This is a genomic window from Caldanaerobacter subterraneus (genome assembly GCF_004345675.1).
GTDB classification, from domain to species: Bacteria; Bacillota; Thermoanaerobacteria; order Thermoanaerobacterales; family Thermoanaerobacteraceae; genus Thermoanaerobacter; species Thermoanaerobacter subterraneus.
The window spans coordinates 40,516-64,981 of sequence record NZ_SLWU01000009.1; the positions used below are offsets into that span (position 1 = coordinate 40,516).

A 24,466-nucleotide genomic window follows, 5' to 3' on the forward strand; every position below is an offset into this window, starting at 1 on the left:
TAACTTTTTTCTTTAGCAGCTCTATCATCTTTTCATCTCTATTTTTCTAAAATATCGTCTATAATTTGAAAAACCATCCCAATATTATAACCTATACTCCCCAATACTTTGGACAACTCTTCTCCACACCTGCTTTCATAAGCCCCCACATAAAAACTTAAAGCAAAAAGAGCAGCGGTTTTTGCAGCTATCCGTTTCAAATAGTCATTTATTGTAATATTTATATCGTATCGGCTTTCAAATTGCGTAATCTCCCTTTTGTTGCATATCCTTGAAACTACTTTAGATACCTTTTTTAAATTAACAATAGCGATATTATCTGATAAAAGCAGAAAACTTTGAGAGAAGAGAAAATCTCCAATAAATACTGCATAATCTTTGCCATACTCGGCTTGAATAGTGGGTTTACTGCGTTTTATTAAAGCATTGTCAATTATACCATCATGTACCAAAGTTGCCATGTGAAGCATCTTAACGGCAGCAGCTAAAGGCAATATCTTCTTCTTATCATATTTTCCAAATTTCGCCGCCAAAATCACAAAAGCAGGCCTTAGCATTTTGCCGCTATTGTAGATCATGTCTAATAATATATCTCTGATTAATTTATTAGAATTTTTTATACGCCTCTCCATTATTTTTACAACTTCTGTAAGTTTGTTTTTTATTTCTAAATTTTTATCCCAAAATTTATCCATCTAATTACCTTTATCAATAGAAATTTAATCCTTTTAATTTACTCCAATGTTTTAAAACAAATTTTGCAGATAATCCCACAAAAACACCCGTTCCTATTCCAGCTATCATTAGCACAGGAAGATATATCATTATTTTAATGTTTTGTACTATCAAAGAGGCCACTAACATTTGCCCAATGTTGTGAAATACAGCCCCCACAACACTTACTCCCACTTCACTTATATTACTCTTGCCTATACTTTTGACAAAATGCATAGCAAAAAGGCTTAGTAAACCTCCTCCTATACTATAAAAAAGAGTAGAAGGCGAGGAAGCAAAAAAAGTAGCTAATAGTATTCTTACAATAAGCACAACAAATGTATCAAAAAGACCAAATAAATACAAAGATACAATAGTAATTATATTAGCAAGTCCTAATTTAGCGCCGGGAGCAATAAAAGGAACAGGTAACATTCCTTCTATAATGTATAAAATCAAAGAATTAGCAACTAATATAGCCAAAAAAACCATTTTCTTAGTCTTTGACATGGCAGTATGTTCAATAGGTAACTTGGTCGACCTCGACATTTTTAACCCCCTGTATCTCTACAACTATCCTAAAGGGAAGACATATTATGCTTTGCCCTGGCTTATCAATAAATCCTTCTTTCATACAGATTTTATCTGGACATTCAGACAGAGAAAACCGCCACAAAAAGAAAGATATATTCTTCTTCACGCAAATCTGTTAATTAGGATTTTTTAAGACAACACCTGTAACTCGTATAATATGATTTGGAAATTATCAAGAAGTTTTTTTACTTCTTGATAATTGAGCGTGCCTTTGCGAAAATTAATTTAGGTTGGTCTGGGGTCACTCTTAACACCCTCTGTAGCTTTTCAAATACAGCCTACTCAAGTAAGAGTGAGACCCCTGCGGTGCAGTACTAGTTTCTCACTCGTGAGCTGAGCCAGCAGGCATTCCGGCCCCTAGATTCAGCAGGCTAGGGGTGCACCCCCGGTTGCCCTGTCAAGCTCTTATCGCCCGCGAGGCTGTTAGGTACCGCACCCGCAGGGCACGCCCCTAATCCTGGCCAACCAAAGGAGGGATATCTGGTGGCTCAGGTTATCTTTGCAGGCATCGATGTCAGTGCCTCTAAGCTGGATCTCGTATGCATCGATGAAAATGGTAAGCAGCTTTCTCCTTCTACGTCTTTCTCCAATAATGCGGAGGGCGCAAATGCGCTGGTGGATGCTTTAGTTTCACTAGCAACTAAATCCAATGTCTCGCAACTTAATCTTGGATTAGAAGCTACTTCTATCTTCAGTATTCCACTTAGAGATTTCCTTTTGGATGCACCTCAGTTAAAGCCTTATTCGGTCCAGGTGTATGAAATTAATCCTTCTCTTGTATCCGGGTTTAAAAAAGCTTTCGGCTCAAGACTCCCTAAAACTGATGCCTTAGATGCCTATATAATTGCTGAGAGGCTTCGCTTTGGACATCTTACTCCATACAGCCGTGAAGTTTCTGTTACTGCACCTTTGCGTCAGCTTACAAGGCTTAGATTACATCTTGTCGAACTCCTTGTTGATGAGAAAAATTGAGCTTTGAATTTGCTCTTTTTGAAATTCTCTAATTACAAACAGGATAATCCCTTTACCAACGTCTTTGGCAGAGCGTCCATTGAAGTCCTGAAAGAATTTACCCCTGATGAAATAGCTCAGATATCCATAGAAGAACTTGCAGAATTTATTCAGTCTCACGGAAAAAACAGATTCACTAATCCTGAAGAAATCGCCAGTGCCTTAAAGCAAGCCGCAAACCGTGCTTACCGCCTAAACTCTAAAATGAAACAGGTCTGTGCAAAGCTTTTCTTTAACTCTTCAAAGCATTGAGCATCTCAAAAGGCAGATTAAAAGCCTTGATAAGGTTATTTCCAGAGAGCTTAAAGCTATCCCTCAAACACTTACTACAGTTAAGGGTTTAGGCGATGTGTCGGCTGCAGGAATAATCGCTGAAATAGGCGATATTAAGCGTTTTAAAAACGAAGCTTCTCTTGCTCAGTATGCTGGCCTCACCTGGACCCGTTATCAGTCGGGCGACTTTGACGCTGAAGAGCGTCGTCTGACAAAAAGCGGGAACAAATACCTCCGCTATTACTTGGTCATGGCCGCAAACTCGTTGCGGGTGCACAACGAGGAATACAAGGCCTATTATCAGACCAAGTATCAGGAGGTTCAAAAGCACCAGCATAAGAGAGCGCTGGTATTGACTGCCCGCAAACTTGTTAGGCTGGTTTTTGCACTGCTTTAAAAGGCCAAATCTACAAAGGGGCGGTGAAGAGTTAATTTTGTCTTTTAAAACCTATTGATTGCTACTCTTTAAGCCAATTTTTACCATATTAATTGGCTAAGGGTATTATTGTCTTTTTTTGCTTTGATAATTTTATTTTCCAATTTTAAGGTATTGACATATTACCGTGAGTCTTACTTAATTTAAGGCTTTGTCTTATTAGTTTTTTATATGACTTGCGCATATTTTATCGCTCTTAAAATCCTGTCTGTATATTGGCATTACTTTCCTAAAAATATGTTAATCCTACGATAATTTTATACTAAGCTCTTTAGCATCGGCCCACAATCTCTCAAGGCTGTAAAATTCTCTTGCTTCCTGCTGAAAAATGTGAACTACTACGTCCTCATAGTCCATCAAAATCCACTCAGAGGCAAAGTCTTTCTCCACATGGTCCACAAATATACCTTCTTCTCCTAATTTTTTCTCCACCTCATCCGCCAACGCCTGTACATGAGTGCTAGATGTACCAGTAGCTATTATGAAATAATCTGCAATGGTAGTAAGTTCGCCAATGTACAAAATTTTCACATCAAAGGCCTTTTTTTCATCTAAAACACTGCAAATTTTATAAACCTTCTCTTTTGCCTCTATCACTAAATCACCCCTCTAAGCTTACATTTTTCCCTAAAATTATGGTTATATCAGCATCGCTTTTTTTCTGGTAGTCCTCTACTATCACAGCATTTTTAAGAAGCTTCTTGAGCTCATTTGCAACCTTTTTATTCTCACTTCTTAAAATTATCTGAGTAGTATCATAAGAAGCTCCATTCACATTTCCCACGCGAACCACATCAAAGCCCTGCTGTTTTAAAATTTCCGCCACTTTCCCTGCAGCTCCAGGAATGCCACACCCATTTAATACTTCTATTTTAACAGACTGATTTAATTCCCCTTTTTGTAAATCTGACATGAATTTTTTTATCTCCTCTGAATCTACAACATAGTAAGCTATGCCATTTATATATTCAGGGTTTCCAGGCAGTGTAGCAGTAATTATGTCATTTTTACTAACTTTTGCAGCGTACTCGGCGTATTTGACCATCAGAGAAGGAGGGATATTAGTCTCCACATATTGATTGACCGTCTTTAAGAGCTGAGGCAATTTCAAAAGAATAGAAGGGCTTTTAATTTTGTCTAAAGCCGCCAACAAAAATTCCCTCTGGACCTTTACCCTCTCTAAATCCTGCTCAGCATAACCATGTCTAAACCTCACCAACTGCAAAGCCTTTTCTCCATTCAAATGCTGCCACCCTTTTTTCAGGTGAATATGCAAATTCCCTGCATAATCGTCATAATTCATGTCCATAGGAACGTTCATCTCCACGCCACCTATAGCATCCACAAGCTTTTCAAAACCTTCATAGTCAATTTTCACATAGTAGCTAATGTCTTCTCCAGTAAGCTGTGATACTACTTCCATGGCAAGTTTAGGTCCGCCAATTGGATAGGCTACGTTTATTTTTTGAACCCCATGGCCGGGAATTGTGACCATGGTATCTCTCGGAATGGACAAAATATACCCCTTTTGCGTATTGACATTGTAGGAAATGACCATCATAGTATCTGACCTATGAGGGTCATCAGGAGAAGTCTCGTCAATCCCCAAAATTAGCACTTTTATCTCCTCAAGGTTCTTTTTATCCTCCTTAGTTGGAAGGTTCATCAAGCTCGCATCAGAGGGATTTAAAGACTTCAAATATATATATGCTCCAGTCCCCAAGCCGAGTACCAAAAGTCCCAAAAATAGAGCGAAAATTTTAAAAAATCTCCTCACGTTTCTCCTCTCCCAATTTTAAAAGAATGTCGTTTCTTCCGCTCACAGTTTTCTCATAAAGTATCATATTTCTCTTTATCACATAGCATATAGTGCTGTCATAAGCTCTTAAAACAGCTAAATCTAAATCCTTCCAAGAAAGTTCCCTTAATTCCTCCACCCCTTCAAAATCCCTATTTGGCTCTATATAGTCTGCTAAAAATATAATCTTGTCTAAAAGAGACATGTTAACATCTCCTGTAGTGTGAAGAGCAATCGCTCTTTTTATCTCCTCATCTGTTACTCCAAACAATTCTTGAGCCAGATAAGCCCCAACAGGTCCGTGCAACAAAAAAGGCACTTTAAGAAGAACCTCATCTACGCGAACTCCGTACTTGTGAGCCATCTTTACAAGCTCTTCATCAGAAAAGCCCTTTGCACAGTCATGCAGAAGCCCTGCCACCCTAGCTTTTTCAACATCCTCTCCGTATTTCTCAGCAAGCTTTACAGCTGTTTCCATAACCCCAACAGAATGGATGTACCTTTCTTTATCCAGCATTTCTTTTAGTTTTTCTTTCATCCATTCAATGTCATGCCTCATCTTGAGTCATCCTCTTTATAAAGCTTGTATTTCTGGATGTACCTTTCTACTGGCTCTGGCAGAAGGTACTTTATAGGTCTACCCTTTGCCACTCTTTCCCTTATATCAGTGGAAGAAATTGCTAAAGAAGGAACTGTAACTTTGTAAATCACATCTCCATAAAGCTTTCTTATCTTGTCAAGCTCTTGGTCAATCTTATTCCCTTCAATGCCAGGACGGGTTGCGGCTACAAAATAGCACAGCCTCAAAAGCTCGTCCGCATTTTTCCAAGTGAGAATCTCTAATACAGCATCTGCCCCTGTTATAAAGTAAAACAGGGTTTTTTCTCCATACATTTTCTTAAACTCTTTTATAGTGTCAATTGTGTAGGTGTAGCCTTCTCTGTCTATTTCAATCGAAGAAACTTCAAAAAATGGATTTGTTATAGTAGCCAAAATAGTCATCAAATACCTGTGTTTTTTGTCAGTCACTTTCCTCTTCACTTTATGAGGAGGATTGCCAGCAGGTACAAAAATTACCTTATCCAGCTTAAATTCATCCCTTACAGCTTCCGCTGTGACCAAATGGCCATAATGTATAGGGTCAAATGTGCCTCCCATTATACCAAGCCTGAGCTCCCTTTCCAATTTATATCCCCCTGCTTTTTTAATGTATACTTACATTATACATTAAAAAAGTGAAAATGCACAACTTGAAGTTTTTACTCGTAATACTCGAACTCAAAATCCCTCACATTTATGACGTCCCCGCTTTTAAAACCCTTCTCCTTAAGAGCATCTATTACCCCACTTTTTCTAAGGAGAATTTCAAAATACCTCAGAGAATGTTCATCCTGTAAATTTATTCTCTTTAAAAGCTTGTCAATCTTACTTCCCTTTAGATAATAAGTGTTTCCTTTGACTTCTACCTCCAGGGTTTCCTCTTCCTCAGGCGGGTTATAGACTATTACCTCAGGGACTTCCTCTATTTTTTCGGCAGGAATAGAAGACAAAATCTCAATAGTCTTGTCAAGAAGAGCATCAAGCCCTTCTTTTGTAAGAGCCGATATGGGATATACCTCATATCCTCTTTTCTTTATCTCCTCTTCAAATCTAGGATATTTTTCTTTCCCCTCAGGCAAATCCATCTTATTTGCTGCGACGATCTGAGGCAAAATCACAAGCCTTTCATCGTAAAGTCTTAACTCTTCATTTATTTTTTCAAAGTCTTCTACAGGGTCCCTTCCCTCGCTTCCAGATACATCTACCACGTGGATAAGCATTTTTGTCCTTTCAATATGCCTCAAAAAATCGTGTCCCAATCCTTCACCCCTGTGGGCTCCTTCAATAAGCCCTGGAATATCAGCCATTACAAAGGACTTTCCTTTGTGCTCCACAACTCCTAAATTTGGGGTCAAAGTCGTGAAAGGATAGTTGGCAATTTTGGGCCTAGCTCTGCTGCAACTCGCCAATAATGTAGATTTTCCGGCATTGGGAAACCCAACCAGTCCCACATCTGCGAGAAGTTTAAGCTCTAATCTCACCCACATTTCTCTTCCTTTTTCACCGCTTTCAGCAAAGCGGGGAGTCTTTAAAGTAGGAGTGGCAAATTTGGCATTTCCCCTTCCTCCCTTTCCTCCCTTCAGCACAATGGCCTTTTGATATGGCTTTATTAAATCCGCTATCACTTCTCCAGTTTCGTCATTTATGATAGTAGTACCCACAGGCACCTTAATATAGAGGTCTTCACCATCTTTTCCATACTGATTTTTACTCTTGCCATTCTCTCCATTTTCAGCAATATATTTTCTTTTGTACTTAAAATCCAACAGTGTAGAAAGATTTGGGTCTGCTATAAAAATCACATCTCCGCCTTTTCCCCCATCTCCTCCGTCAGGTCCCCCATAAGGAACATACTTTTCTCTCCTGAAAGAAATAAAGCCATTGCCCCCATCTCCGGCTTTTATATATATGCGGGCTGTATCTATAAACACCATATCACCTGCCTTATTCATTCTCTAATTATTATGCCTTTTTCAAAAGAGTTTTTATAATTTCCTGAGGATTTTCACAGTTAAAAATTTCTCTCTCCTCATTTAAATTATCAATCATTCTGTGTATGTAATCAACCACCTTATCCAATTTCCCCAGCTGGGCATATCCTAAAATCACTTGGAGGTCATTTAAAAGCTCATGCCTTCTTTTTCTCATGTACTCTACCAATACCTCCACATCCGACACAACCATCCCACGCTTTCTAATCAAAATTATGAAAAAATCCTGGCGTAAACCAGGATTTTAACTCTGAGCAACTTTTCTTTCTGGATAAACACTTACCTGTTTCTTGTCGCGACCCTTTCTCTCAAATACCACATATCCATCTATCAAAGCAAAAAGCGTGTCGTCTTTCCCTATTCCTACGTTAGCACCTGGGTGTATCTTAGTACCTCTCTGTCTTACCAGTATATTTCCTGCAAGTACAAACTGCCCATCTGACCTTTTGACGCCTAACCTTTTGGATTCGCTGTCACGTCCGTTTCTAGAACTGCCCACCCCTTTTTTGTGAGCAAAAAGCTGCAGTATCATCCCTTACACCTCCTCTACCTTCACATACTCACTGTATCCACTAGCCACATCCTTAAGGCCCAAAACCATAGTTTCTAGTATAGCCTGTAGCTTGATTTTGTCTTCTTCTTTCAAAACTTCTTTAACTTCCACTTCTAAATTGCCTTCCTCGATCTCTTTTCTAATTTTTACTCCCTTTATATTCTCTATCCCCAAAACCGCCGTCTGGGAAATAGCAGAAACAGCTGCACACACTATATCTTTTCCATACTCGTCATACCCTGCATGTCCTTTTACATAAAACTTGTATATATCCCCTTGAGGATTTCTCCACACTTTCACTTCAATCATGGCTATTTTTCAATCTTCTCAATCTGAATCTTCGTGTACGGCTGGCGATGTCCCTGTCTTCTTCTGTAGTTTTTCTTTGGCTTATACTTAAATACCCTTATCTTTGGCCCTTTCCCATGCTCCAATACCTTAGCAGTCACTTTTACATTCTCAAGATAGGGTTTCCCAAACTCTACATTGCCATCTTCAAAGGATACAGCCAATACTTTGTCTAAGGCTATAACTTCCCCTTCAGGATAGTTCAATTTTTCAACCTTCAGGACATCTCCTTCTCTGACCATGTACTGTTTTCCACCTGTTTCAATTATTGCGTACATCACTGCACCTCCTCCATCCAGTCTCGCCGAGAACAAGGTAAAATTTTAAAACCCGTCTCGAGCGGCCACAAGTGATATTTTAACACAATAAAACACCACTTGTCAATTAAAAAGCAATGTCAAATGCTCTGCGCGCCCTTTTCTCCCTCTCCCTCTTCCTTCCCTCTGTCAAGATTGTAATTTTGAAGAGCAGTCACTTTTTGTATCAGTTCCTCTTTTTCCTTTTCAAGCTCTTTTATTCGATTGTTAAGCCCTCTTATCGTAGCGCTGTAGCGTATTTGCCCAAACACCCCTATTATTCCTACAATGATAGCTCCAACAGCCGCCGAAAGCAGGATAACTAGTGCTTGCGACATAGAATAATGCCAGTACAAAAAGCTTATGTCAACTGGTCCAGAGTTAGAAATTGCAAAAATTGCTACTATGATGGCAAATATAAGGGCTAGAATAGTGTAATACTGCCCTTTCATAAAAATCCACCTCTTTTTCAAATCATTAACACAATTTCTTATCTTTATAATAAGTTTATCCTTTTAAGTTGTCAACACAATTCATTCAAATTCCACCTCAAACTTACCGTACTCGCTAAAAACCTCTTCAAAGATGAGTTTAATTCCCCGACTTTTTTCGTATTCCTCTATAAGCTTTTTTCTGCTAAGAATTTCTCCCACTTTTTTATCCCCTTTTACTATCACTTTTTTCACCAAAACATGTCTTAATATTCTCTCAATCTGGTTTTTAAGCCTTTTGTATATGTACTCCTCAGAATACACTGTACCAGTACCACCACACACCGGACATTTAACTTTTAAAAAGCTGGAAATCTCTTCTCTGACTTTTTTCCGCGTCATCTCTACAAGCCCAAGCTGTGTAAATCCTAAAACCGTGCACTTTGCCCTATCCTGTTTCAATTTCTCTTTAAAAAATTCCAGCAATTCCTTTTTAAAATTTTCATTTTTCATATCTATAAAGTCTATGAGTATAATCCCTCCAATATCTCTTAATTTAAGCTGCAAAGCAATCTCTTCCGCCGCTTCCAAATTCGTCTTAAATATGGTCTCTTCAAGCGAACTCTTACCAACATATTTCCCCGTATTGACATCAATAACAGTTAAAGCCTCTGTCTGGTCTATAACCAAAAAACCTCCGCTTTTGAGCCAAACCCTTTTGTTTAGAAGCTTTTCTACTTGAAAGTCCACTCCATATATTCCTGAGACATCCCCTCTTTCAAGAACTATTTCAATATCTTTTCCAATCTTTTTTAAGTACTGATTCACTTTCTCATATTCTTCTTCATCGTTTATCACAATTTCGTCCACATCATAAGAAAGAAAGTCCCTCAAATACTTCACAGCAATGCTTTCCTCGCTATAAATGAGGGAAGGAGAAGGAAGCAACTTAAAATTTTCTTTTATTTTCTCGTAAACAGAAAGTAATTTCTCTATATCCTCTTTTATCTCTTCCTCTTTGGCATTTTTAGAAGATGTCCTCATTATGAGTCCCATGCCTTCAGGCTTTAGTCTTCTCGCAATCTCGGCCAACTTTGCCCTATCTGCCGGATTTTCAATCCTGTGAGAGACGTTCACATAGTTCATAAAAGGCATCAAAACCACATATTCGCCCGGTATTGAAATATTAGTTGTAACACGAGGACTTTTAAGGCCAATTGCCTCTTTTGTAACCTGCACCATCACTTCCTGACCCGGTTTTAAAACTTGTGTTATGGACTTGTCTTCCCTCCCCACAACATCTTCTAAAAATAAAAAAGCATTTTTATTAAGACCTATATCTACAAAGGCTGCCTGCATCCCCTTTAAGACGTTTTCTACTTTCCCCTTGTAAATATTCCCCAAGATATTTTTGCCGTTTTTTCTCTCTGGCCTGTACTCTTTTAGTTTCCCATCTTCTAAAAAAGCAATCTGACACAGTTTTTCATCTATATCAATAATAAGCCTTTTCAAAATTTTCACCTCAGTTCCTCACTCTAAAAACATGTTCTTTCTGTGAATTTTATAATACTCCAAATCAAAAGCATCCCCTATATATTCATTAAAAGCTTTTAAAAGGTGAAAGGGATTAGGAGAACCTTCCCCCAGCTTCATTTTAACATAAAATTTTGCCCTTTCCCCATTCATATCAATGAGATAAAACTCCTCAAGATAAGACTTTAAATCAACGAGCTTTTTCCCTTTTTTAGTCTCTTTCTCTATTTCTATTGTATCTTTCGCCATAAATCTTTTCACTGCTTCCTCTAAGCCCTCTACCTCTTTTTTTAAAAAAACCTCCACCAAATAATCTGCTCCTTTAATTCTTGAAGATAAAGAATCTCTAACGTCCACCTCAAAGACCTCTACAATCTTAATACCTGAAGGTAAAACTTCATTCATTCTCTCTTTAAATTCATGCGGTGAAATGTCCTCTTCCACGTCTACGTCCATGTAATCCCCCTCAGTAGTTGCCCCCACCATCAAAGCAGGGCCAAAAGAAATTCTCGGATGTGGATTAAATCCTTGAGAAAATGCCACTTTTATATCAGCTCTCCTCAATGCCCTCTGGATCACTCTTAAAAGGTCTAGGTGAGATATAAACTTTACCTCTTCACCTTTTGTGTACTTACTTCTTAGGCGCTTCAAAACAGATGACCCCCTCGTCGTAGTCCTTCACTCCACAGCCAGTGCAGTAATAGCGGCAGTCGTGGGTAATTCTGCCTTCCAAAGCTTTTTTATATTCTCTTTCTAAAAACTTTTTTGTAACTCCCACATCTACCACGTCCCAAGGAAGAACTTCATCTATTTCCCATTCTCTGTTGGCATAAAAATGTGGATTAACTCCTGTTTCTTTAAAAGCTTTTTCCCACTTTTCATGGTCAAAATAGTCATCCCATCCGTCAAACTTACAGCCTTTTTCCCAAGCCTTTATTATCGCTTTTCCTACCCTTCTATCTCCTCTAGAAATTGTAGCCTCGAGAAAACTCATGTATGGATTGTGCCAGTTGTACTTCAACACTTTGCTTTTTAACCTCTCTTTCAAGAAATTCTGCTTTTCAATTATCCTTTTTACGCTATCCTGAGCAACCCATTGAAAAGGCGTGAAGGGCTTTGGAACAAAAGTAGAAGTACTCACTGTAACTCTCAAATTCTTGATGTTTCCCTTCACCCTCTTGTAGTTATCAACTATCTTATAAGCCAAATCCACTATCCCTTCCACGTCCTCCATCGTCTCTGTGGGAAGTCCAATCATGAAGTAGAGTTTGATGTTGTTCCACCCAGCTTCAAAAGCAGAAGCCGTAGCCTCTAAAATGTCCTCTTCTGTAATTCCTTTGTTTATGACATCTCTCAACCTCTGGGTTCCAGCTTCAGGAGCCAGAGTAAGCCCTGTCTTCCTCACCTTTTGTATCTCTTTTAGCAAATTTATAGACACAGCATCCACTCTGCTGGAAGGAATTGAAACACCTATTCCCTTCTCTTGATACCTTGATATGAGCTCTTTTATCAAGTCTTCTATCTGCGAATAATCAAAAGTGCTCAAAGAGGCAAGAGAAATTTCCTCATAACCAGTGGATTTGACAAGCTTGTCCGCCAACTCAAGAATTTTCTCCTTCGACTTTTCCCTTAAAGGCCTGTAAATCATCCCTGCCTGACAGAATCTACACCCTCTAGTACATCCTCTAAAAATCTCTAGCATTATCCTATCATGCACAATATCCATAAAGGGTACTATCTGCTCTTCAGGGTGATACACATTTTCAAAATCTTTTACTATTCTTTTCTTAACCCTTTCAGGAATGCCCTTTTTTATAGGGCGTATTTCCTTAATTTTTCCGTCTTTATCATACTCCTCAATGTAGTACTTTGGCACATACACTCCTTGTATCTGCGAGACAGCCTCTAAAAATTCCTCCCTTTCTCCTCCTCTTTCCTTCCATTCAATGTAAGCATCTATTATTTCGTGAATTACTTCCTCCCCTTCACCCATCACAAAAAAATCGATGACCTCAGATAAAGGAGCAGGATTGTAAGCACAGGGTCCTCCAGCTATGACAAAAGGAAGCCCCTCTCTTTCTCTAGACAGAATAGGTATATTAGCAAGATTTAACATATTTATCACATTAGTATAGCTTAACTCGTACTGAAGAGTAAAGCCCACAAAATCAAATTCTGAAAGAGGGGTTTTGGTCTCCAGTGTAAAAAGTGGAATTTTATTTTGCCTCATCAAAGCTTCCATATCAACCCAAGGTGCAAATACCCTTTCGCAGTACACGTCTTCCCTTTTGTTTAAAAGGTGGTACAAGATTCTCATCCCAAGGTGAGACATGCCCACCTCATATACGTCTGGAAAAGCAAAGGCAAACCTCACCTTTACTTCCTTCGGATTTTTTAAGACTGAATTCAATTCCCCTCCTGTATAGCGGGTAGGCTTGCTCACCTTCATAAGGAGGGAATCAACTTTTTCCTTTATATCCATTCTTCCTCCTCCAGTGTTTTTCTTAATTTTACAAAATATCACCTATACAGCTGTTCAGCCCATATTCTAAAGCTTTTTCAAAAAATTCTGATTCTGTCATCCTATATTTTTCCCTCAAATTGCTGTCTAATATTATTATAACATGGTACTTCGACGGCATAAAATTTTTTATTATATCTTTCAGCTTCGCTTTTTCAGATACTGCCAGATGGTGAACAGCCATCGTTCCTTTTTTATAAAATTCTACTTTTTTTCTGTATAAATTTCTCATCTGCAAAAAAGCAGACATCTTTTTTTCTTTATTTGCTGCAATTACAAGAAGCACTGCTAAAAATGTATATAAAACATTCCTGCTCACCTGGGAAATGTCTTTGAAGGAAACCCACAAGAGGCTAAAGGAAATGAGATAGGTCCCATAAGTTGAAACAAGAATCGCGCTCCTTAAACTGAGAAAGTAAGACAGGAAACTTTTCAAAATCCTGCCTCCGTCAAGAGGTAATCCTGGCAAAAGATTAAAAAAAGCCATTATCAGATTGGCTTTTATAAAATAGTCAAGTCTTATATCAAAAATTTGGGAAAATAGCTCAGATAAAAAAGCAAAAAAGATATTAAAAAAAGGACCAGCCAGCGCTATTAGAATTTCCAAATCCGGACGTATAAAAACAGTTGGATCTAGAAAAGCCACTCCCCCAAAAGGATATATATTTACTTCTAAAACTTCCACCTTAAGCTTTTTTGCCGCCAAAACATGTCCCGTTTCGTGCACACACACCACAAGAAATATGCTGAAAAGTTCTTTCACAAAGCCTAAAAAAATCAAAAGCAATCCAAACACAAAAGTAGAAAAGTGGACTTTTACCTTCATTTTCTCTCCTCACTGGCAGCCTCATTTATCACTACCTTTGTCAGAGGGTCTATGGGCTTGCCATTTTCCCAAACTTCAAAGTGAAGGTGAGGAGCCGTAACTTTTCCTGTGTCTCCCGACTTGCCAATTACCTCTCCCTGTCTTATCTGCTGCCCTTCTTTTACAAAAATCTCTGAAAGATGAGCATAGACAGTCCTTACATCGCCTTCATGCCTTAATACAACTACTTTCCCTAGGTCTTCTTTTTCTGTCGCCAGCATCACAACCCCATCCAGTGCTGCTTTTACTTCTGTACCTACAGGCACTTCGATATCAATTCCCGTATGTTTTGTCACTTTATTTGTAAAAGGGTCTACTCTCTCTCCAAAGCCAGAAGTTATTCTGCCTTCTACAGGAGCCATCATTTTTGAAGATGTTTGTATAGCTTCTTTAGAAAAAGGTTTTTCCTCTGCCTGTGAAAAAACTTTAACCACATTTTCTTTAAGCCATGGAATTTTAGACTGCACCAATTTTAGACCTTTTTTTGTATTTTCGTAATCCATATTGTAAGTTAAAACGCTTTTTGTAACATTTATAAAGGAATTTGCTAAAGGCACATCTATTGCTTTAAAAAGAAGAACCATCCCCAAAAGCACCATCGCTATTATCAATTGGTTTTCAAAAAGGTCTATGTACTTTCTATAATGGTTAATCTTCTTGGAATAATAATATTTCATAATGACAATGCCTCCTTCTATGTACATTTTATTTTGAAGGAGGCCGCCTTATGAATCAAATTTGTCTCCAGTCTAAAAGTCCCATTTCCATTCCTTTCAAAAGCACTTCAGCAGTAGCAATATTAGTAGCAACAGGGATTGAATGGACATCGCATACCCTCAAAAGAGCAAGTATATCAGGTTCATGAGGCTGAACAGTGAGAGGGTCTCTCAAGAAAATGACAAGGTCAATTTTATTCTCAGCAATCAAAGCCCCTATCTGCTGGTCTCCTCCCAGAGGTCCCGGCAAGAGGCAGTGAACATCAAGTCCTGTTGCTTCTTTTATAAGCTGTCCGGTGTGCCCCGTAGCGTACAAATTGCATTTTTCAAATATGTGCTTATAAGCGATAGCAAAGTTAACCATAAGTTCTTTCTTCTGGTCATGCGCAATAAGAGCGATATTCATAAAAATGCCCCCCTCAGAAGTTTATTTTCTGCCTTCTCATGCTGATACTCTCTAAAAGCCCTATCGCCATCATGTCCACTACCATAGCACTTCCCCCATAGCTCATAAAAGGAAGAGGAATACCGGTGATTGGCATAAGCCCAATTGTCATGCCTATATTTTCAAATATGTGAAAGGTGAACATGGCAATTATCCCGACTGCCACAAGCATTCCGTACTTGTCCTTGGCATTATACGCAATTTTCCAGGCTTTATAAAGCATTATGGCGTAAAGGATTATAAGAAAAGTAGCACCTACGAATCCTAATTCCTCCCCAACAACAGAAAAGATGAAGTCTGTCCAAGCCTCTGGAAGGTAATAAAGCTGGGTCTGGCTGCCGTGAAAAAGTCCTTTCCCCCAGAACATCCCTGAACCTACTGCTATCTTTGACTGTATCACGTGATAGCCTATCCCCATTGGGTCCAATTCGGGGTTTAAAAAGGACAAAAGACGATTTCTCTGATAGGGCTTTAAGAGTTTGTATCCAATAGGCAGCATTGCAATTCCTATTGCAAAAAGTTGCGCGAGCACTTTAGTCCTTATTCCAGATATATATACAATTGCCAAAAAAATTGCTATAAAGACAAGCCCTGTCCCCAAATCAGGTTGCAACATCACAGCAATAAAAGGAATTCCTACATATACAAGAGGGCCTATGAGCTCTCTGAAAGATTTGATTTCTTCCTGATTGCTGAACATGTTAGCTAAAGTGAGCACCAAGGCTAACTTAGAAAACTCTGAAGGCTGTATATCAACAGGTCCAAGGCTTATCCAGCTCTGTGCCCCCTTGCTGACCTTACCTATCACTAATACCAGTGCCAAGGCAATTAAGTTTAAAATATATATAAATGTGGAAAATTTAGCTAGTACATTGTAGTCAAAAAGGCATATAAATGCAATTGAAATAAGTCCTATCAAAATTGCCACAGCTTGCACTATCACTTTTTTATATGAACCTGTCTGTAGGGCATGAGATGCGCTTGTGATAACTATGAGACTGTATATAGAAATTAATAAAACTACAATTAAAAGCCCCCAATCAAAATTTTTAAGAAGCTTTCTATCAAACACAGCTATTCTCCCTTCTTAAAAAATCCAATTTGTATTATACCATACAATAAAAGTTTTAACTACATAAAAAAACTGGCTGGTCGCCAGTTTACCTTATCACCTGTTTCATCTTTTTTATGGGAATGTTAGCGTGAAGGGCAGAAATGAAAGTGTCATCGCTTTTTCTCTCTTTCGTAATCTCAACTCTAAGTCCTTTTTCATCTATATCTACATAATTTGAGATTACGTTTAAAATGTCTTCTTTTATCATCTCCAAAAATCGCGGAGACGTATCTATCCTGTCGTGAACCAGCAGAAGCTGGAGCCTCTCTTTTGCTATGTCTTTACTGTTGCTCTTTCCGCCAAAGGCTTTGAACAAATCCATCTAAAAACACCTCCTTGACTTTTAAGCCATCTTGAAAAGCCTTCTTAGCCTGTCCATAAAGCCATTGCCTACATCCAAATTTATAAGAGGCACATTTCTGTCTAAAAACCTCTCAACTAAATTCCTGTAGGCCTGAGAAGCCAAAGACTTCTCATCAAGAACTATAGGCTCTCCTTTATTAGTAGAAATTATTATGTTCTCATCGTCCGGAATTACTCCCAAAAGGTCAATTGCAAGTATGTCAATTATGTCTTCTATATCCATCATATCTCCTCTTTTTACCATATCCATCTTGATCCTGTTTATCACAAGAAGCGGATTATGAAGTTCAGCAGCTTCCAAAAGTCCAATTATTCTGTCAGCATCTCTCACTGCCGCAACCTCAGGAGTCGTCACTACAATAGCTCTATCAGCTCCTGCAATAGCATTTTTAAATCCCTGTTCAATTCCCGCCGGGCAGTCTACCAGTATGTAATCAAACTCCTCTTTTAGGTCCTGAATTAACTTTCTCATCTGTTCCGGCGTCACAGCGGTCTTGTCCCTCGTCTGCGCAGCAGGTAAAAGGTATAAAGTGTCAAACCTCTTGTCCCTTATAAGAGCTTGTTTTAATCTACACTGCCCCTCCACTACATCTACAATGTCATAGACAATCCTGTTCTCAAGTCCCATCACCACATCCAAATTCCTAAGGCCTATGTCAGTGTCCACTAAAGCTACTTTATAACCCTTCATAGCAAGGTATGTACCAATATTTGCAGTAGTAGTGGTTTTACCCACTCCGCCCTTTCCAGAAGTTATGACTATTGCTTCCTTCATCCTCTCACTCCATTCCATTAATATTATCTTTTAGAATATTTTACCATAAGTCGCTGAGGTGGTAAAGTGGTCTTACAATTATTTTGTTTTTCCTTACCACAGCAATTTCAGGATACTCCACTTCCTCCTCTTTGTCAGGAGCTCTCGAAATTATGTTTGCTATTCTAAGCTGCATAGCCTTAAGGGAGGAAGCGACAATAAAAGCCTCTTTATTACCTGTAAAACCCGCATGAGCGATTCCCCTCAAAGTCCCCGTAACTACGATATTGCCAGCGGCCTGAACAAGCCCACCGGGATTTACATCCCCTATTATTACTAAATTCCCGTAGTACTTAACCACTTGCCCTGACCGCACAGTACCTCTGTGAAATTTAGTAATCCCTTCTTCCAACCCATTAAATATTTCGTCATCTGTGACGTTTTTTATATGCTTTTCCTGAAATTTTTTTATAAAAATCTCTACTCCATAGTTTTTCAGGATAAAATCTTTGAGGTCTTCAAGTTCCTCATCCTTAAATTTAGAATTTTTCACCCTGACATTTAAGGTAGCACCCTCAAAAAATTTAAGAGATTTTTCTATTCTATCTACAATTCTTTCCTTTAAAACCTCAATATCCACATCTTCATCCACAACAATTACAAGTCCTTCTTTTGTCCCTTGAATCTTCACAGGCTCTCTTACCATAATTTACCTCCAGTGTAATTTCATCTAAATATCTATATTCTCCACAAAATGCATTTTTCCTGCTTTATAAAAGAAAAAAGAGGGTAAACCTCTTTACCTTAAAGGAGTATTTACAAGATTAAATGTCTCTCTTTCTCCGCTTTTACTCAGCCCAAAGTAGGCGTCAAATATATCTCTTGCCACATAAGCAGCGTATGAACCGCTTCCTCCTTGATAAATAACAGTAACTACCACAATTTGAGGATTGTCATAGGGGGCAAAACCTACGAACCAGGCGTAATTATCCCTTCCCTTTATGCCTACCTCTGCAGTACCAGTCTTACCTCCTACAGTCATGGGAAAACCGTCAAATGCAGCGCTTGCCGTTCCCCCTCTTTCAGTAACTCCCTTCATGCCTAGCTTTATCGCATCTAGGTACTTTTTAGGAATGTCTATTTTGCCTAAAATTTCTGGCTCTGTCTTTTTGACTATATTCCCTTCAGCATCTACAATCTTGTCTACAAGGTGGAGTCTATACCGAATTCCACCATTTACCAAGGTTGAGATGTAACTTGCAATCTCAAGAGGGGTAAACTGATTGTCTCCCTGCCCAATAGCCGCATTGCAGGTATCAGCCAAGCTCCAATGTCTGGCGTAATACATCATCTCCCAAAGTTTTCTCTGCAATTTTGGATCTTTTATTCCCATTTTCTCTAACTTGAGAAAAGTATTGTAGTCACTCAAATCTCCTTTGTCTACAATCTCTACAATTTTATTGTACTGCTCTTCAGTTATAGGGCCATCGGGGTTTCTTTCGCTTTTTACCATAGACCTTATAAGTGCCAGATAAAACTCTCTTTTATACTGGGGACTTGCGATAATCCCTTTAGCTTCCGGAAGCTCAATGCCTGTCTTCTGGTCTAAGCCAAATTTTTTAGCATATTCCACTATTTTATCTATTCCCATTCTCCTTCCCATCTCATAAAAATAGGTGTCTGTTGAGTACTTGATAGCATCTGACACATTGACCCAGCCCTGTGTCCTACCGTATTCATTCCACAGCCAGTTTGTCTGCCCGGTAATGTATACACCGGGGTCTAGATACTTCTCATCCACAGTAGTGACACCTGTCTCAAGCGCCGCTAGAGCAACTATCATTTTAAAAGTAGACCCTGGAGGCACTGCCCCTTGGGTGGCGTAATTGAAGATAGGGCTCGGATCAACAGTTGCATCTCTTTCCCTAAAAAGCTCATTTACTACATCCTTTGGGGGACTTCCCGTAGCAAATATATTAGGGTCAAAACCAGGCACGCTGGCCAAAGCCAAAATCTTCCCTGAGTGTATGTCCACAACTACTGCTGCTCCAATTTTTGCGTTGGGGCGCGGTTTCCCCAATTTGCCCTCCCTTAATTTTTGCATAGTATTTATGAGGGCTTCTTCTGCAGCCTCTTGAATATTCTTGTCTATAGTGAGAAAAACTGTATCTCCCGGAACAGGTGGCACTGTGCTTAAATTTTTGATAAGCCTTCCGTAATTATCAACTACCACCTGCTGCCCTCCATCTTTCCCGTGTAAATACTCTTCATACAAAGCTTCAATTCCTGAATGTCCCACTAAGTCTGTCAGCTTGTACTTCTTTATATCTAGTTTCTTTAAATCCTCAGGAGTAATGCGGCCAATATAGCCTAAGGTTTGAGATAATAGGGTCCCATATGGATAATACCTTATCGGCTTTATGTTGATCATCACGCCAGGAAGCTCTAAATGCCTTTCTTCAATCTCTGCCACTGTTTTCTGGTCCACATCTACTGCTATTTCGACTGGCTGGTACTGATTGTATCCCTGCTCTTCCATGAGCTGCCTCACAACCATTATCTTTCTTGCATCCTGAGGGCTCAAATCTTTTGAAATCTTAAATTTTTTCATTAAAATATCCCACGTCTCTTTTGCTGTGGCGCTCTCATTTATATTGTTTGCCTTCTTCCACGCCTTTTCCCTCTCTTTTAAGGTTTCAGGTGAGACATCTCCTTCATCAGGATTTTTAAAGTTAAAATAAGGCTCTCCTTTGTCGTTCAAATAAAGAGGAAGGTCATCTTTATACTTTACATTATTTTTTTCTAGTAAATGTATTAACTTCAATATAGTCTCATTCAAATGGCTGTCCACAACTTCACCTTTTAAAATGTCTACAGAAAAGCTAGGCCTGTTTGTAGCAAGTTTTACACCGTACCTATCTACAATCTCGCCTCTTGGGGCATCAATGGGAATCAAGCGAATCGCCTGCTTTATGGAAATGTCTCTATAATAGTCTCCCTTTATAAGCTGCAGGTAAACTAATCGGGAAACAAGAAGTAAAAGCAGTATCCCTATTATAGAGGCAAGGACGTAAAACCTCTTTTTTAAGGCTTCACTCAACTCTATCACCTTCAAAACCAACTTTTTCTAGAAAAAAGTTTTTTATTCTCACTCACATATCTGTTAAAAGCCACGATGTACCTGTACACAAAGGCAACAATGAGGGAATTGTACACTGATTGTATCATCCCTACATCCAAAAGGCTTTCTAAAAAGTTAAACTGGTACTTCATCAAGACCATTGAAAACATGATTATCAAGTTGTAGAGTAATGTACCTAAGAAGGTAAACACGAAGGCCACAAAAGTGCTTTCTTTAAAGACATTTTTGCTCAAAAGCCCTGTGATATAAGATACAACAAACAAAGAAAATGTGCTGACTCCCAAGGCGTTATTAAAGATGACATCCTGGACAAGACCCGCAAAAAGGCTTAAGTAAACTGCTTCCCAAGGCCCGTTCAAAAGAGATAAGCTCAAGACAAAGATAAAGACTGCGTCAGGTTTTATGCCTAAGATATCAATAAACTTAAAAAGAGAAGATTGGAGAATTATCAGCAAAAGAATCAATAAATACTTGTAGAGTCTCTTCATAGCTTTATTTCCCCGTTTCAGTCATGTTAAGGACGACAAACACGTACTCAAGCCTTTCAAAATCAGCAGCCGGCTTCACAAGTGCTTGTTTGAAAAGTGCTCCCGGCTCTTTTGTCACTTTTTCAACTTTTCCTATTACAAGGCCTTTTGGAAATCTGCTCATGCCAGAAGTGGTTATAATATCTCCTTCTAAGACCTCCGCATCAAGGGGAAGGTATATCATGACAAGTCCCCCTTGAGAGTCTCCTCTCACTATGCCATTGTCCCTCGTTCGGACGTCCACAGCACTTACCGAACTATCTCTATCTATAATTGCTAAAACCTTAGCCCAGGTCTCTCCTACTTGTGTAACCTGCCCTACCATGTTCCCCTTTTCGTCTAAAACTGCCATTCCGGGCTTTATTCCATCTCTTTTACCCCTGTCAATGGTAAATATATTAAACCAGTTGCCAGGATTTTTACCTGTGATAGAAGCTAACTTAAGGTCAAGCTCTGGATTTTCTGTCTTAAAATCAAGCGCTTCTTTTAGCCTCAGATTTTCATTTTTTAATTCCTGAAGCTCTATATTTTCCTTCCTCAATTTCTCCACTTCTTTTTGAAGCTTTTCATTTGTAGCCCTTAAAGTCCCAATCTCTCTTATAGAGGAAAAAAAATCAGAAATGCCATTTGTCATCCGATAAAAGGCCTTGCCTACAGGAGTAAACACACTGCCTATCACAGATTCTGCTTTCGTAAGATATCTCTCTGTATCATAAGTATAAGCCATGGCGGCAATAAGCGCCACGGCTATTAAAAGCACCAAAATAAGCTGCCTATTTCTAAAAAAACGGGGCACTTAAAACACCTCTCAAACTCTAGTTGCAGGGCTTAAAACTCTCCTGAACAAAGAACTTTCTTCCAAAATCTTACCCGCTCCAAGTGCTACACAATCTGTAGGATTATCCGCTATCTGAACAGGCATTCCTGTCTCCTGCCTTATGAGCTTGTCTATGCCACTCAAGAGGGCTCCTCCACCTGTCAGCATTATACCCCTGTCCATAATGTCCGCAGCTAATTCTGGCGGAGTCTTCTCTAGAGTCATCTTTATAGCCTCAACAATGCTAGAAAGAGGCTCTTTTAAGGCTTCTAGAATCTCGGTAGAAGTAATTCTCAAAGTCTTTGGAAGACCAGAGACCAAGTCTCTTCCTCTTATGTCCATTGACTCTTCTTTCTCTTTTGGGAAAGCCGAACCAATCTGAATCTTTATCTCCTCAGCAGTTCTTTCTCCAATCATAAGATTGTATTCTCTCTTTATATAATTTATTATGGCCTCATCCATTTCATCTCCGCCAACCCGCAAAGACTTGTTAGTCACTATCCCGCCAAGGGAAATCACCGCAACATCAGTAGTTCCACCGCCAATATCCACCACCATGCTGCCGGTAGGCTCTTCTACAGGAAGCCCTGCACCAATAGCTGCTGCCATTGGTTCTTCTACAGTATGGGCTTCTTTTGCACCTGCCTGCAAAGCCGCTTCAATTACTGCTCTTTTTTCTACCTCTGTAACTCCCGAAGGAATGCCAATTATCACTCTTGGCCTGAAAAGCCCTTTCCTGGGATTTACTCTGCTTATGAAGTGGTCCAGCATGGCTTTTGTTATATCAAAATCTGCTATGACCCCATCCCTCATGGGCCTTATAGCAATTATGTTTCCGGGAGTCCTTCCTACCATCCTCTTCGCTTCTTCGCCAACGGCAAGGATCGTCTTTGTATCTGTTCGCATTGCCACAACCGAAGGCTCTCTTAAAACAATCCCTTTTCCTTGAACATAAACTAAGGTTGTAGCAGTTCCTAAGTCGATTCCAATATCCCTTGAAAATCCTCTCATCTGTGTATACTCCTTCCTTTCTTATTCAAAATCATAATACCCTTTTTCTTTGAGACTTATACCTCTCCCATCTCCAATTATAACATGGTCCAAGACTTTTATTCCAAGAATATTACCCGCTTCCACCAATCTTTTTGTCACTTCTACATCCTCCCTGCTAGGAGTAGGGTCTCCACTCGGATGGTTGTGAACTAAAATTATAGAAGAAGCAGACCTTTCTATAGCAGCTTTAAACACCTCCCTAGGATGAACGATTGAGGTGTTTAAACTCCCTATAGAAATCGTCTCAATGGCAATTATTTTATTTTTAACGTTTAGCATCACTACTTTGAAATGCTCTTTAGAAAGGTACCTCATTTCCTCCATCAAAAGGTTTATGACGTCTTCAGGAGAAGTTACAGAAAAATTTTCCCCTTGCGTAGAAAGCATCAATCTTCTTCCTAACTCCACTGCCGCTTTTAATTTTACAGCTTTTGCTATTCCAATCCCCCTTATATTCGCAAGCTTTTCCACACTTGAGTTGACAATAAACTTTAATCCTCTCTCCTCTGTAATGAGCTTTTGAGCCAAACTTATAGCATTTTCTCTTCTGCTCCCTGTACCTATTATTATGGCAATCAATTCGGCATTTGAAAGCACCTGGGGTCCGTATTTTATTAGCCTTTCTCTGGGCCTTTCTTCATAAGGCAAGTCTTTTATCCTTATATTCAAATCCTCTCCCAACCCACTTCACCCCAAATTCCCTTTTTAACAGGCCAAAAAGCTTGGCAACAGGCAGTCCTACTACATTAAAATAATCTCCTTCAATTTTTTCCACAATTAAGGACCCGAATCCTTGAATAGCGTATGCACCGGCTTTATCCCAGCATTCTCCTGTATCTATATAGTTTGATATATCTTCATCTTCTAATCTTCTTATCCACACTTTTGTCTCTTGATAATCGACAGAATGCTTCATCTCTGGAAGCTTAATTACTGCTATTCCTGTATAAACGATATGTTCTCTGCCTTGCAAAGTTTTTAACATAGAAAAAGCTTCTTCTCTGTCTTTTGGCTTGCCCAAAATCTCGCCATCTACTACCACAATCGTATCAGCCGCTATCACTATTGCTTCCTCTTTTATGTTCTCGGCTGCTTTTAGCGCCTTTTTAAAGGCTAAATCCATCACATATTTTGATGGTTCTTTTTCGCTTGAAACTTCTTCAATGTCATTCTCCACAATTTGAAATGGAAAATTTAGATTTTCAAGAAGTTCTCTTCTCCTCGGAGATTTAGATGCGAGAAAAATTTTCATACATCCCACCTACATCTTGTAATAGGAATAAATAGCCAATATAAGTCCTATTACAGTGCCTATATTTATTTTAAAAGTGAGCATAAAAGAGAACTTTAAAAAATTGAGGTCCAGTGTCAAAGGATTGTTCATGCCTATTACTTGAGCGTAAGAAAGTTCTTTGAAAAAACGTCCCAAAAGGTCTCCTACAAAACCGCCTAGTATCAGTCCTACTAAGAGCAAAAACAACAATGTCCAGCCGCTTTTTCCCCTTCTCAAATCGTTTCACTCCTTGTGGCAAATATCATTCCTTTTTATTATATCACAAATTATATATATT

The 24,466-nt window shown here is 39.0% G+C and carries 29 protein-coding genes and 2 pseudogenes; 1 reads left to right on the forward strand and 30 read right to left on the reverse strand.

Going from position 1 to position 24,466, the window contains the following annotated elements:
* Positions 1 to 38: 38 nt before the first annotated feature.
* The 3 genes and pseudogenes from EV203_RS05635 to EV203_RS14075 all read right to left on the reverse strand — a co-directional run.
* A complete protein-coding gene (locus EV203_RS05635) occupies positions 39 to 695 on the reverse strand; it encodes a polyprenyl synthetase family protein (RefSeq protein ID WP_243700590.1) in 657 nt (218 codons plus the stop codon).
* A 13-nt stretch (positions 696 to 708) separates the two neighbouring features.
* Positions 709 to 1,263, reverse strand: a complete 555-nt coding sequence (locus EV203_RS05640; RefSeq protein ID WP_132039530.1) for a Gx transporter family protein — start codon at positions 1,261 to 1,263, stop codon at positions 709 to 711.
* Positions 1,235 to 1,372 (reverse strand): annotated as a pseudogene (locus EV203_RS14075) (NusG domain II-containing protein); the annotation flags it as partial. The gene EV203_RS05640 and the pseudogene EV203_RS14075, both read right to left, overlap by 29 nt.
* Positions 1,373 to 1,791: 419 nt before the next feature.
* Between EV203_RS14075 and EV203_RS05650 the strand changes: the two are divergent.
* Positions 1,792 to 3,024, forward strand: a pseudogene (locus EV203_RS05650) (IS110 family RNA-guided transposase).
* A gap of 250 nt (positions 3,025 to 3,274) precedes the next feature.
* On the opposite strand, the gene rsfS reads toward EV203_RS05650, so the two are convergent.
* The 27 genes from rsfS to EV203_RS05785 all read right to left on the reverse strand — a co-directional run bounded on the left by rsfS (position 3,275) and on the right by EV203_RS05785 (position 24,405).
* Positions 3,275 to 3,625, reverse strand: coding sequence for a ribosome silencing factor (gene rsfS / locus EV203_RS05655; protein WP_132039532.1), 351 nt, complete (start codon positions 3,623 to 3,625; stop codon positions 3,275 to 3,277).
* A gap of 4 nt (positions 3,626 to 3,629) precedes the next feature.
* Positions 3,630 to 4,805 (reverse strand): LCP family protein, encoded by a 1,176-nt coding sequence (locus tag EV203_RS05660; RefSeq protein WP_132039534.1) that lies wholly within the window; start codon positions 4,803 to 4,805, stop codon positions 3,630 to 3,632.
* A complete protein-coding gene (gene yqeK, locus EV203_RS05665) occupies positions 4,789 to 5,385 on the reverse strand; it encodes a bis(5'-nucleosyl)-tetraphosphatase (symmetrical) YqeK (protein WP_132039536.1) in 597 nt (198 codons plus the stop codon). The genes EV203_RS05660 and yqeK overlap by 17 nt, the downstream gene beginning before the upstream one ends.
* The gene (gene nadD / locus EV203_RS05670; protein ID WP_011025294.1) at positions 5,382 to 6,011 is read right to left on the reverse strand and encodes a nicotinate-nucleotide adenylyltransferase; all 630 of its coding nucleotides are present in this window, start codon (positions 6,009 to 6,011) and stop codon (positions 5,382 to 5,384) included. The genes yqeK and nadD overlap by 4 nt, the downstream gene beginning before the upstream one ends.
* 74 nt (positions 6,012 to 6,085) lie before the next feature.
* Positions 6,086 to 7,357: a GTPase ObgE gene (gene obgE, locus EV203_RS05675; protein WP_132039570.1), complete on the reverse strand. Its 1,272-nt coding sequence runs from the start codon at positions 7,355 to 7,357 to the stop codon at positions 6,086 to 6,088.
* Between the two features lie 31 nt (positions 7,358 to 7,388).
* Complete coding sequence (locus tag EV203_RS05680) at positions 7,389 to 7,610, reverse strand: Spo0B domain-containing protein (protein ID WP_041587127.1); 222 nt, start codon at positions 7,608 to 7,610, stop codon at positions 7,389 to 7,391.
* 51 nt (positions 7,611 to 7,661) lie between these two features.
* A complete protein-coding gene (gene rpmA / locus EV203_RS05685) occupies positions 7,662 to 7,949 on the reverse strand; it encodes a 50S ribosomal protein L27 (protein ID WP_011025291.1) in 288 nt (95 codons plus the stop codon).
* Positions 7,950 to 7,952: 3 nt separating this feature from the next.
* Entirely contained in the window at positions 7,953 to 8,279 is a 327-nt protein-coding gene (locus EV203_RS05690) for a ribosomal-processing cysteine protease Prp (protein ID WP_011025290.1), read from the reverse strand.
* A 2-nt stretch (positions 8,280 to 8,281) separates the two neighbouring features.
* Positions 8,282 to 8,596, reverse strand: a complete 315-nt coding sequence (gene rplU, locus EV203_RS05695) for a 50S ribosomal protein L21 (RefSeq protein ID WP_011025289.1) — start codon at positions 8,594 to 8,596, stop codon at positions 8,282 to 8,284.
* Between the two features lie 119 nt (positions 8,597 to 8,715).
* Entirely contained in the window at positions 8,716 to 9,066 is a 351-nt protein-coding gene (locus EV203_RS05700) for a LapA family protein (RefSeq protein ID WP_011025288.1), read from the reverse strand.
* 81 nt (positions 9,067 to 9,147) lie between these two features.
* Positions 9,148 to 10,566, reverse strand: a complete 1,419-nt coding sequence (locus EV203_RS05705) for an Rne/Rng family ribonuclease (protein ID WP_011025287.1) — start codon at positions 10,564 to 10,566, stop codon at positions 9,148 to 9,150.
* A 9-nt stretch (positions 10,567 to 10,575) separates the two neighbouring features.
* The gene (locus EV203_RS05710) at positions 10,576 to 11,229 is read right to left on the reverse strand and encodes a TIGR03936 family radical SAM-associated protein (RefSeq protein ID WP_009611191.1); all 654 of its coding nucleotides are present in this window, start codon (positions 11,227 to 11,229) and stop codon (positions 10,576 to 10,578) included.
* On the reverse strand, positions 11,210 to 13,060 hold the full coding sequence (locus tag EV203_RS05715; protein ID WP_132039538.1) for a TIGR03960 family B12-binding radical SAM protein: 1,851 nt from the start codon (positions 13,058 to 13,060) through the stop codon (positions 11,210 to 11,212). The genes EV203_RS05710 and EV203_RS05715 overlap by 20 nt, the downstream gene beginning before the upstream one ends.
* A gap of 28 nt (positions 13,061 to 13,088) precedes the next feature.
* Entirely contained in the window at positions 13,089 to 13,925 is an 837-nt protein-coding gene (locus EV203_RS05720) for a M50 family metallopeptidase (RefSeq protein WP_009611194.1), read from the reverse strand.
* On the reverse strand, positions 13,922 to 14,641 hold the full coding sequence (locus EV203_RS05725) for a M23 family metallopeptidase (protein WP_011025285.1): 720 nt from the start codon (positions 14,639 to 14,641) through the stop codon (positions 13,922 to 13,924). Before EV203_RS05725 ends, EV203_RS05720 begins: the two co-directional genes overlap by 4 nt.
* A gap of 55 nt (positions 14,642 to 14,696) precedes the next feature.
* The gene (locus EV203_RS05730) at positions 14,697 to 15,086 is read right to left on the reverse strand and encodes a methylglyoxal synthase (protein WP_011025284.1); all 390 of its coding nucleotides are present in this window, start codon (positions 15,084 to 15,086) and stop codon (positions 14,697 to 14,699) included.
* A 13-nt stretch (positions 15,087 to 15,099) separates the two neighbouring features.
* Entirely contained in the window at positions 15,100 to 16,197 is a 1,098-nt protein-coding gene (gene rodA / locus EV203_RS05735; RefSeq protein WP_132039540.1) for a rod shape-determining protein RodA, read from the reverse strand.
* An 88-nt stretch (positions 16,198 to 16,285) separates the two neighbouring features.
* Positions 16,286 to 16,561 (reverse strand): cell division topological specificity factor MinE, encoded by a 276-nt coding sequence (gene minE, locus EV203_RS05740; RefSeq protein ID WP_011025282.1) that lies wholly within the window; start codon positions 16,559 to 16,561, stop codon positions 16,286 to 16,288.
* Between the two features lie 21 nt (positions 16,562 to 16,582).
* Entirely contained in the window at positions 16,583 to 17,377 is a 795-nt protein-coding gene (gene minD / locus EV203_RS05745; protein WP_132039542.1) for a septum site-determining protein MinD, read from the reverse strand.
* A gap of 40 nt (positions 17,378 to 17,417) precedes the next feature.
* Positions 17,418 to 18,062 carry a septum site-determining protein MinC gene (gene minC / locus EV203_RS05750; RefSeq protein WP_011025280.1) on the reverse strand — a complete coding sequence of 215 codons (645 nt, stop codon included), beginning with the start codon at positions 18,060 to 18,062 and terminating at the stop codon, positions 17,418 to 17,420.
* Positions 18,063 to 18,155: 93 nt separating this feature from the next.
* Entirely contained in the window at positions 18,156 to 20,471 is a 2,316-nt protein-coding gene (locus tag EV203_RS05755; protein WP_132039543.1) for a penicillin-binding protein 2, read from the reverse strand.
* Complete coding sequence (gene mreD / locus EV203_RS05760; RefSeq protein WP_132039545.1) at positions 20,468 to 20,986, reverse strand: rod shape-determining protein MreD; 519 nt, start codon at positions 20,984 to 20,986, stop codon at positions 20,468 to 20,470. The genes EV203_RS05755 and mreD overlap by 4 nt, the downstream gene beginning before the upstream one ends.
* A gap of 4 nt (positions 20,987 to 20,990) precedes the next feature.
* Complete coding sequence (gene mreC / locus EV203_RS05765) at positions 20,991 to 21,821, reverse strand: rod shape-determining protein MreC (protein ID WP_043884289.1); 831 nt, start codon at positions 21,819 to 21,821, stop codon at positions 20,991 to 20,993.
* Positions 21,822 to 21,833: 12 nt separating this feature from the next.
* Positions 21,834 to 22,853 (reverse strand): rod shape-determining protein, encoded by a 1,020-nt coding sequence (locus EV203_RS05770; protein ID WP_011025276.1) that lies wholly within the window; start codon positions 22,851 to 22,853, stop codon positions 21,834 to 21,836.
* Positions 22,854 to 22,874: 21 nt separating this feature from the next.
* Positions 22,875 to 23,576 (reverse strand): RadC family protein, encoded by a 702-nt coding sequence (radC, locus tag EV203_RS05775; protein WP_011025275.1) that lies wholly within the window; start codon positions 23,574 to 23,576, stop codon positions 22,875 to 22,877.
* Complete coding sequence (locus tag EV203_RS05780; RefSeq protein ID WP_009609831.1) at positions 23,533 to 24,147, reverse strand: nucleoside triphosphate pyrophosphatase; 615 nt, start codon at positions 24,145 to 24,147, stop codon at positions 23,533 to 23,535. Before EV203_RS05780 ends, radC begins: the two co-directional genes overlap by 44 nt.
* 9 nt (positions 24,148 to 24,156) lie before the next feature.
* Positions 24,157 to 24,405, reverse strand: coding sequence for a DUF4321 domain-containing protein (locus EV203_RS05785; RefSeq protein WP_011025273.1), 249 nt, complete (start codon positions 24,403 to 24,405; stop codon positions 24,157 to 24,159).
* Positions 24,406 to 24,466 lie beyond the last annotated feature (61 nt).

What these genes read in the sequence shown, in the direction of transcription:
- EV203_RS05635 (WP_243700590.1), bottom strand. Translation starts at nt 695, where the DNA reads ATGGATAAATTTTGGGATAAAAATTTAGAAATAAAAAACAAACTTACA.
- EV203_RS05640 (WP_132039530.1), bottom strand. Translation starts at nt 1,263, where the DNA reads ATGTCGAGGTCGACCAAGTTACCTATTGAACATACTGCCATGTCAAAG.
- yqeK (WP_132039536.1), bottom strand. Translation starts at nt 5,385, where the DNA reads ATGAGGCATGACATTGAATGGATGAAAGAAAAACTAAAAGAAATGCTG.
- EV203_RS05680 (WP_041587127.1), bottom strand. Translation starts at nt 7,610, where the DNA reads ATGGTTGTGTCGGATGTGGAGGTATTGGTAGAGTACATGAGAAAAAGA.
- rpmA (WP_011025291.1), bottom strand. Translation starts at nt 7,949, where the DNA reads ATGATACTGCAGCTTTTTGCTCACAAAAAAGGGGTGGGCAGTTCTAGA.
- EV203_RS05690 (WP_011025290.1), bottom strand. Translation starts at nt 8,279, where the DNA reads ATGATTGAAGTGAAAGTGTGGAGAAATCCTCAAGGGGATATATACAAG.
- rplU (WP_011025289.1), bottom strand. Translation starts at nt 8,596, where the DNA reads ATGTACGCAATAATTGAAACAGGTGGAAAACAGTACATGGTCAGAGAA.
- EV203_RS05700 (WP_011025288.1), bottom strand. Translation starts at nt 9,066, where the DNA reads ATGAAAGGGCAGTATTACACTATTCTAGCCCTTATATTTGCCATCATA.
- EV203_RS05715 (WP_132039538.1), bottom strand. Translation starts at nt 13,060, where the DNA reads ATGGATATAAAGGAAAAAGTTGATTCCCTCCTTATGAAGGTGAGCAAG.
- EV203_RS05720 (WP_009611194.1), bottom strand. Translation starts at nt 13,925, where the DNA reads ATGAAGGTAAAAGTCCACTTTTCTACTTTTGTGTTTGGATTGCTTTTG.
- EV203_RS05725 (WP_011025285.1), bottom strand. Translation starts at nt 14,641, where the DNA reads ATGAAATATTATTATTCCAAGAAGATTAACCATTATAGAAAGTACATA.
- EV203_RS05730 (WP_011025284.1), bottom strand. Translation starts at nt 15,086, where the DNA reads ATGAATATCGCTCTTATTGCGCATGACCAGAAGAAAGAACTTATGGTT.
- minE (WP_011025282.1), bottom strand. Translation starts at nt 16,561, where the DNA reads ATGGATTTGTTCAAAGCCTTTGGCGGAAAGAGCAACAGTAAAGACATA.
- minD (WP_132039542.1), bottom strand. Translation starts at nt 17,377, where the DNA reads ATGAAGGAAGCAATAGTCATAACTTCTGGAAAGGGCGGAGTGGGTAAA.
- minC (WP_011025280.1), bottom strand. Translation starts at nt 18,062, where the DNA reads ATGGTAAGAGAGCCTGTGAAGATTCAAGGGACAAAAGAAGGACTTGTA.
- mreD (WP_132039545.1), bottom strand. Translation starts at nt 20,986, where the DNA reads ATGAAGAGACTCTACAAGTATTTATTGATTCTTTTGCTGATAATTCTC.
- EV203_RS05770 (WP_011025276.1), bottom strand. Translation starts at nt 22,853, where the DNA reads ATGAGAGGATTTTCAAGGGATATTGGAATCGACTTAGGAACTGCTACA.
- EV203_RS05780 (WP_009609831.1), bottom strand. Translation starts at nt 24,147, where the DNA reads ATGAAAATTTTTCTCGCATCTAAATCTCCGAGGAGAAGAGAACTTCTT.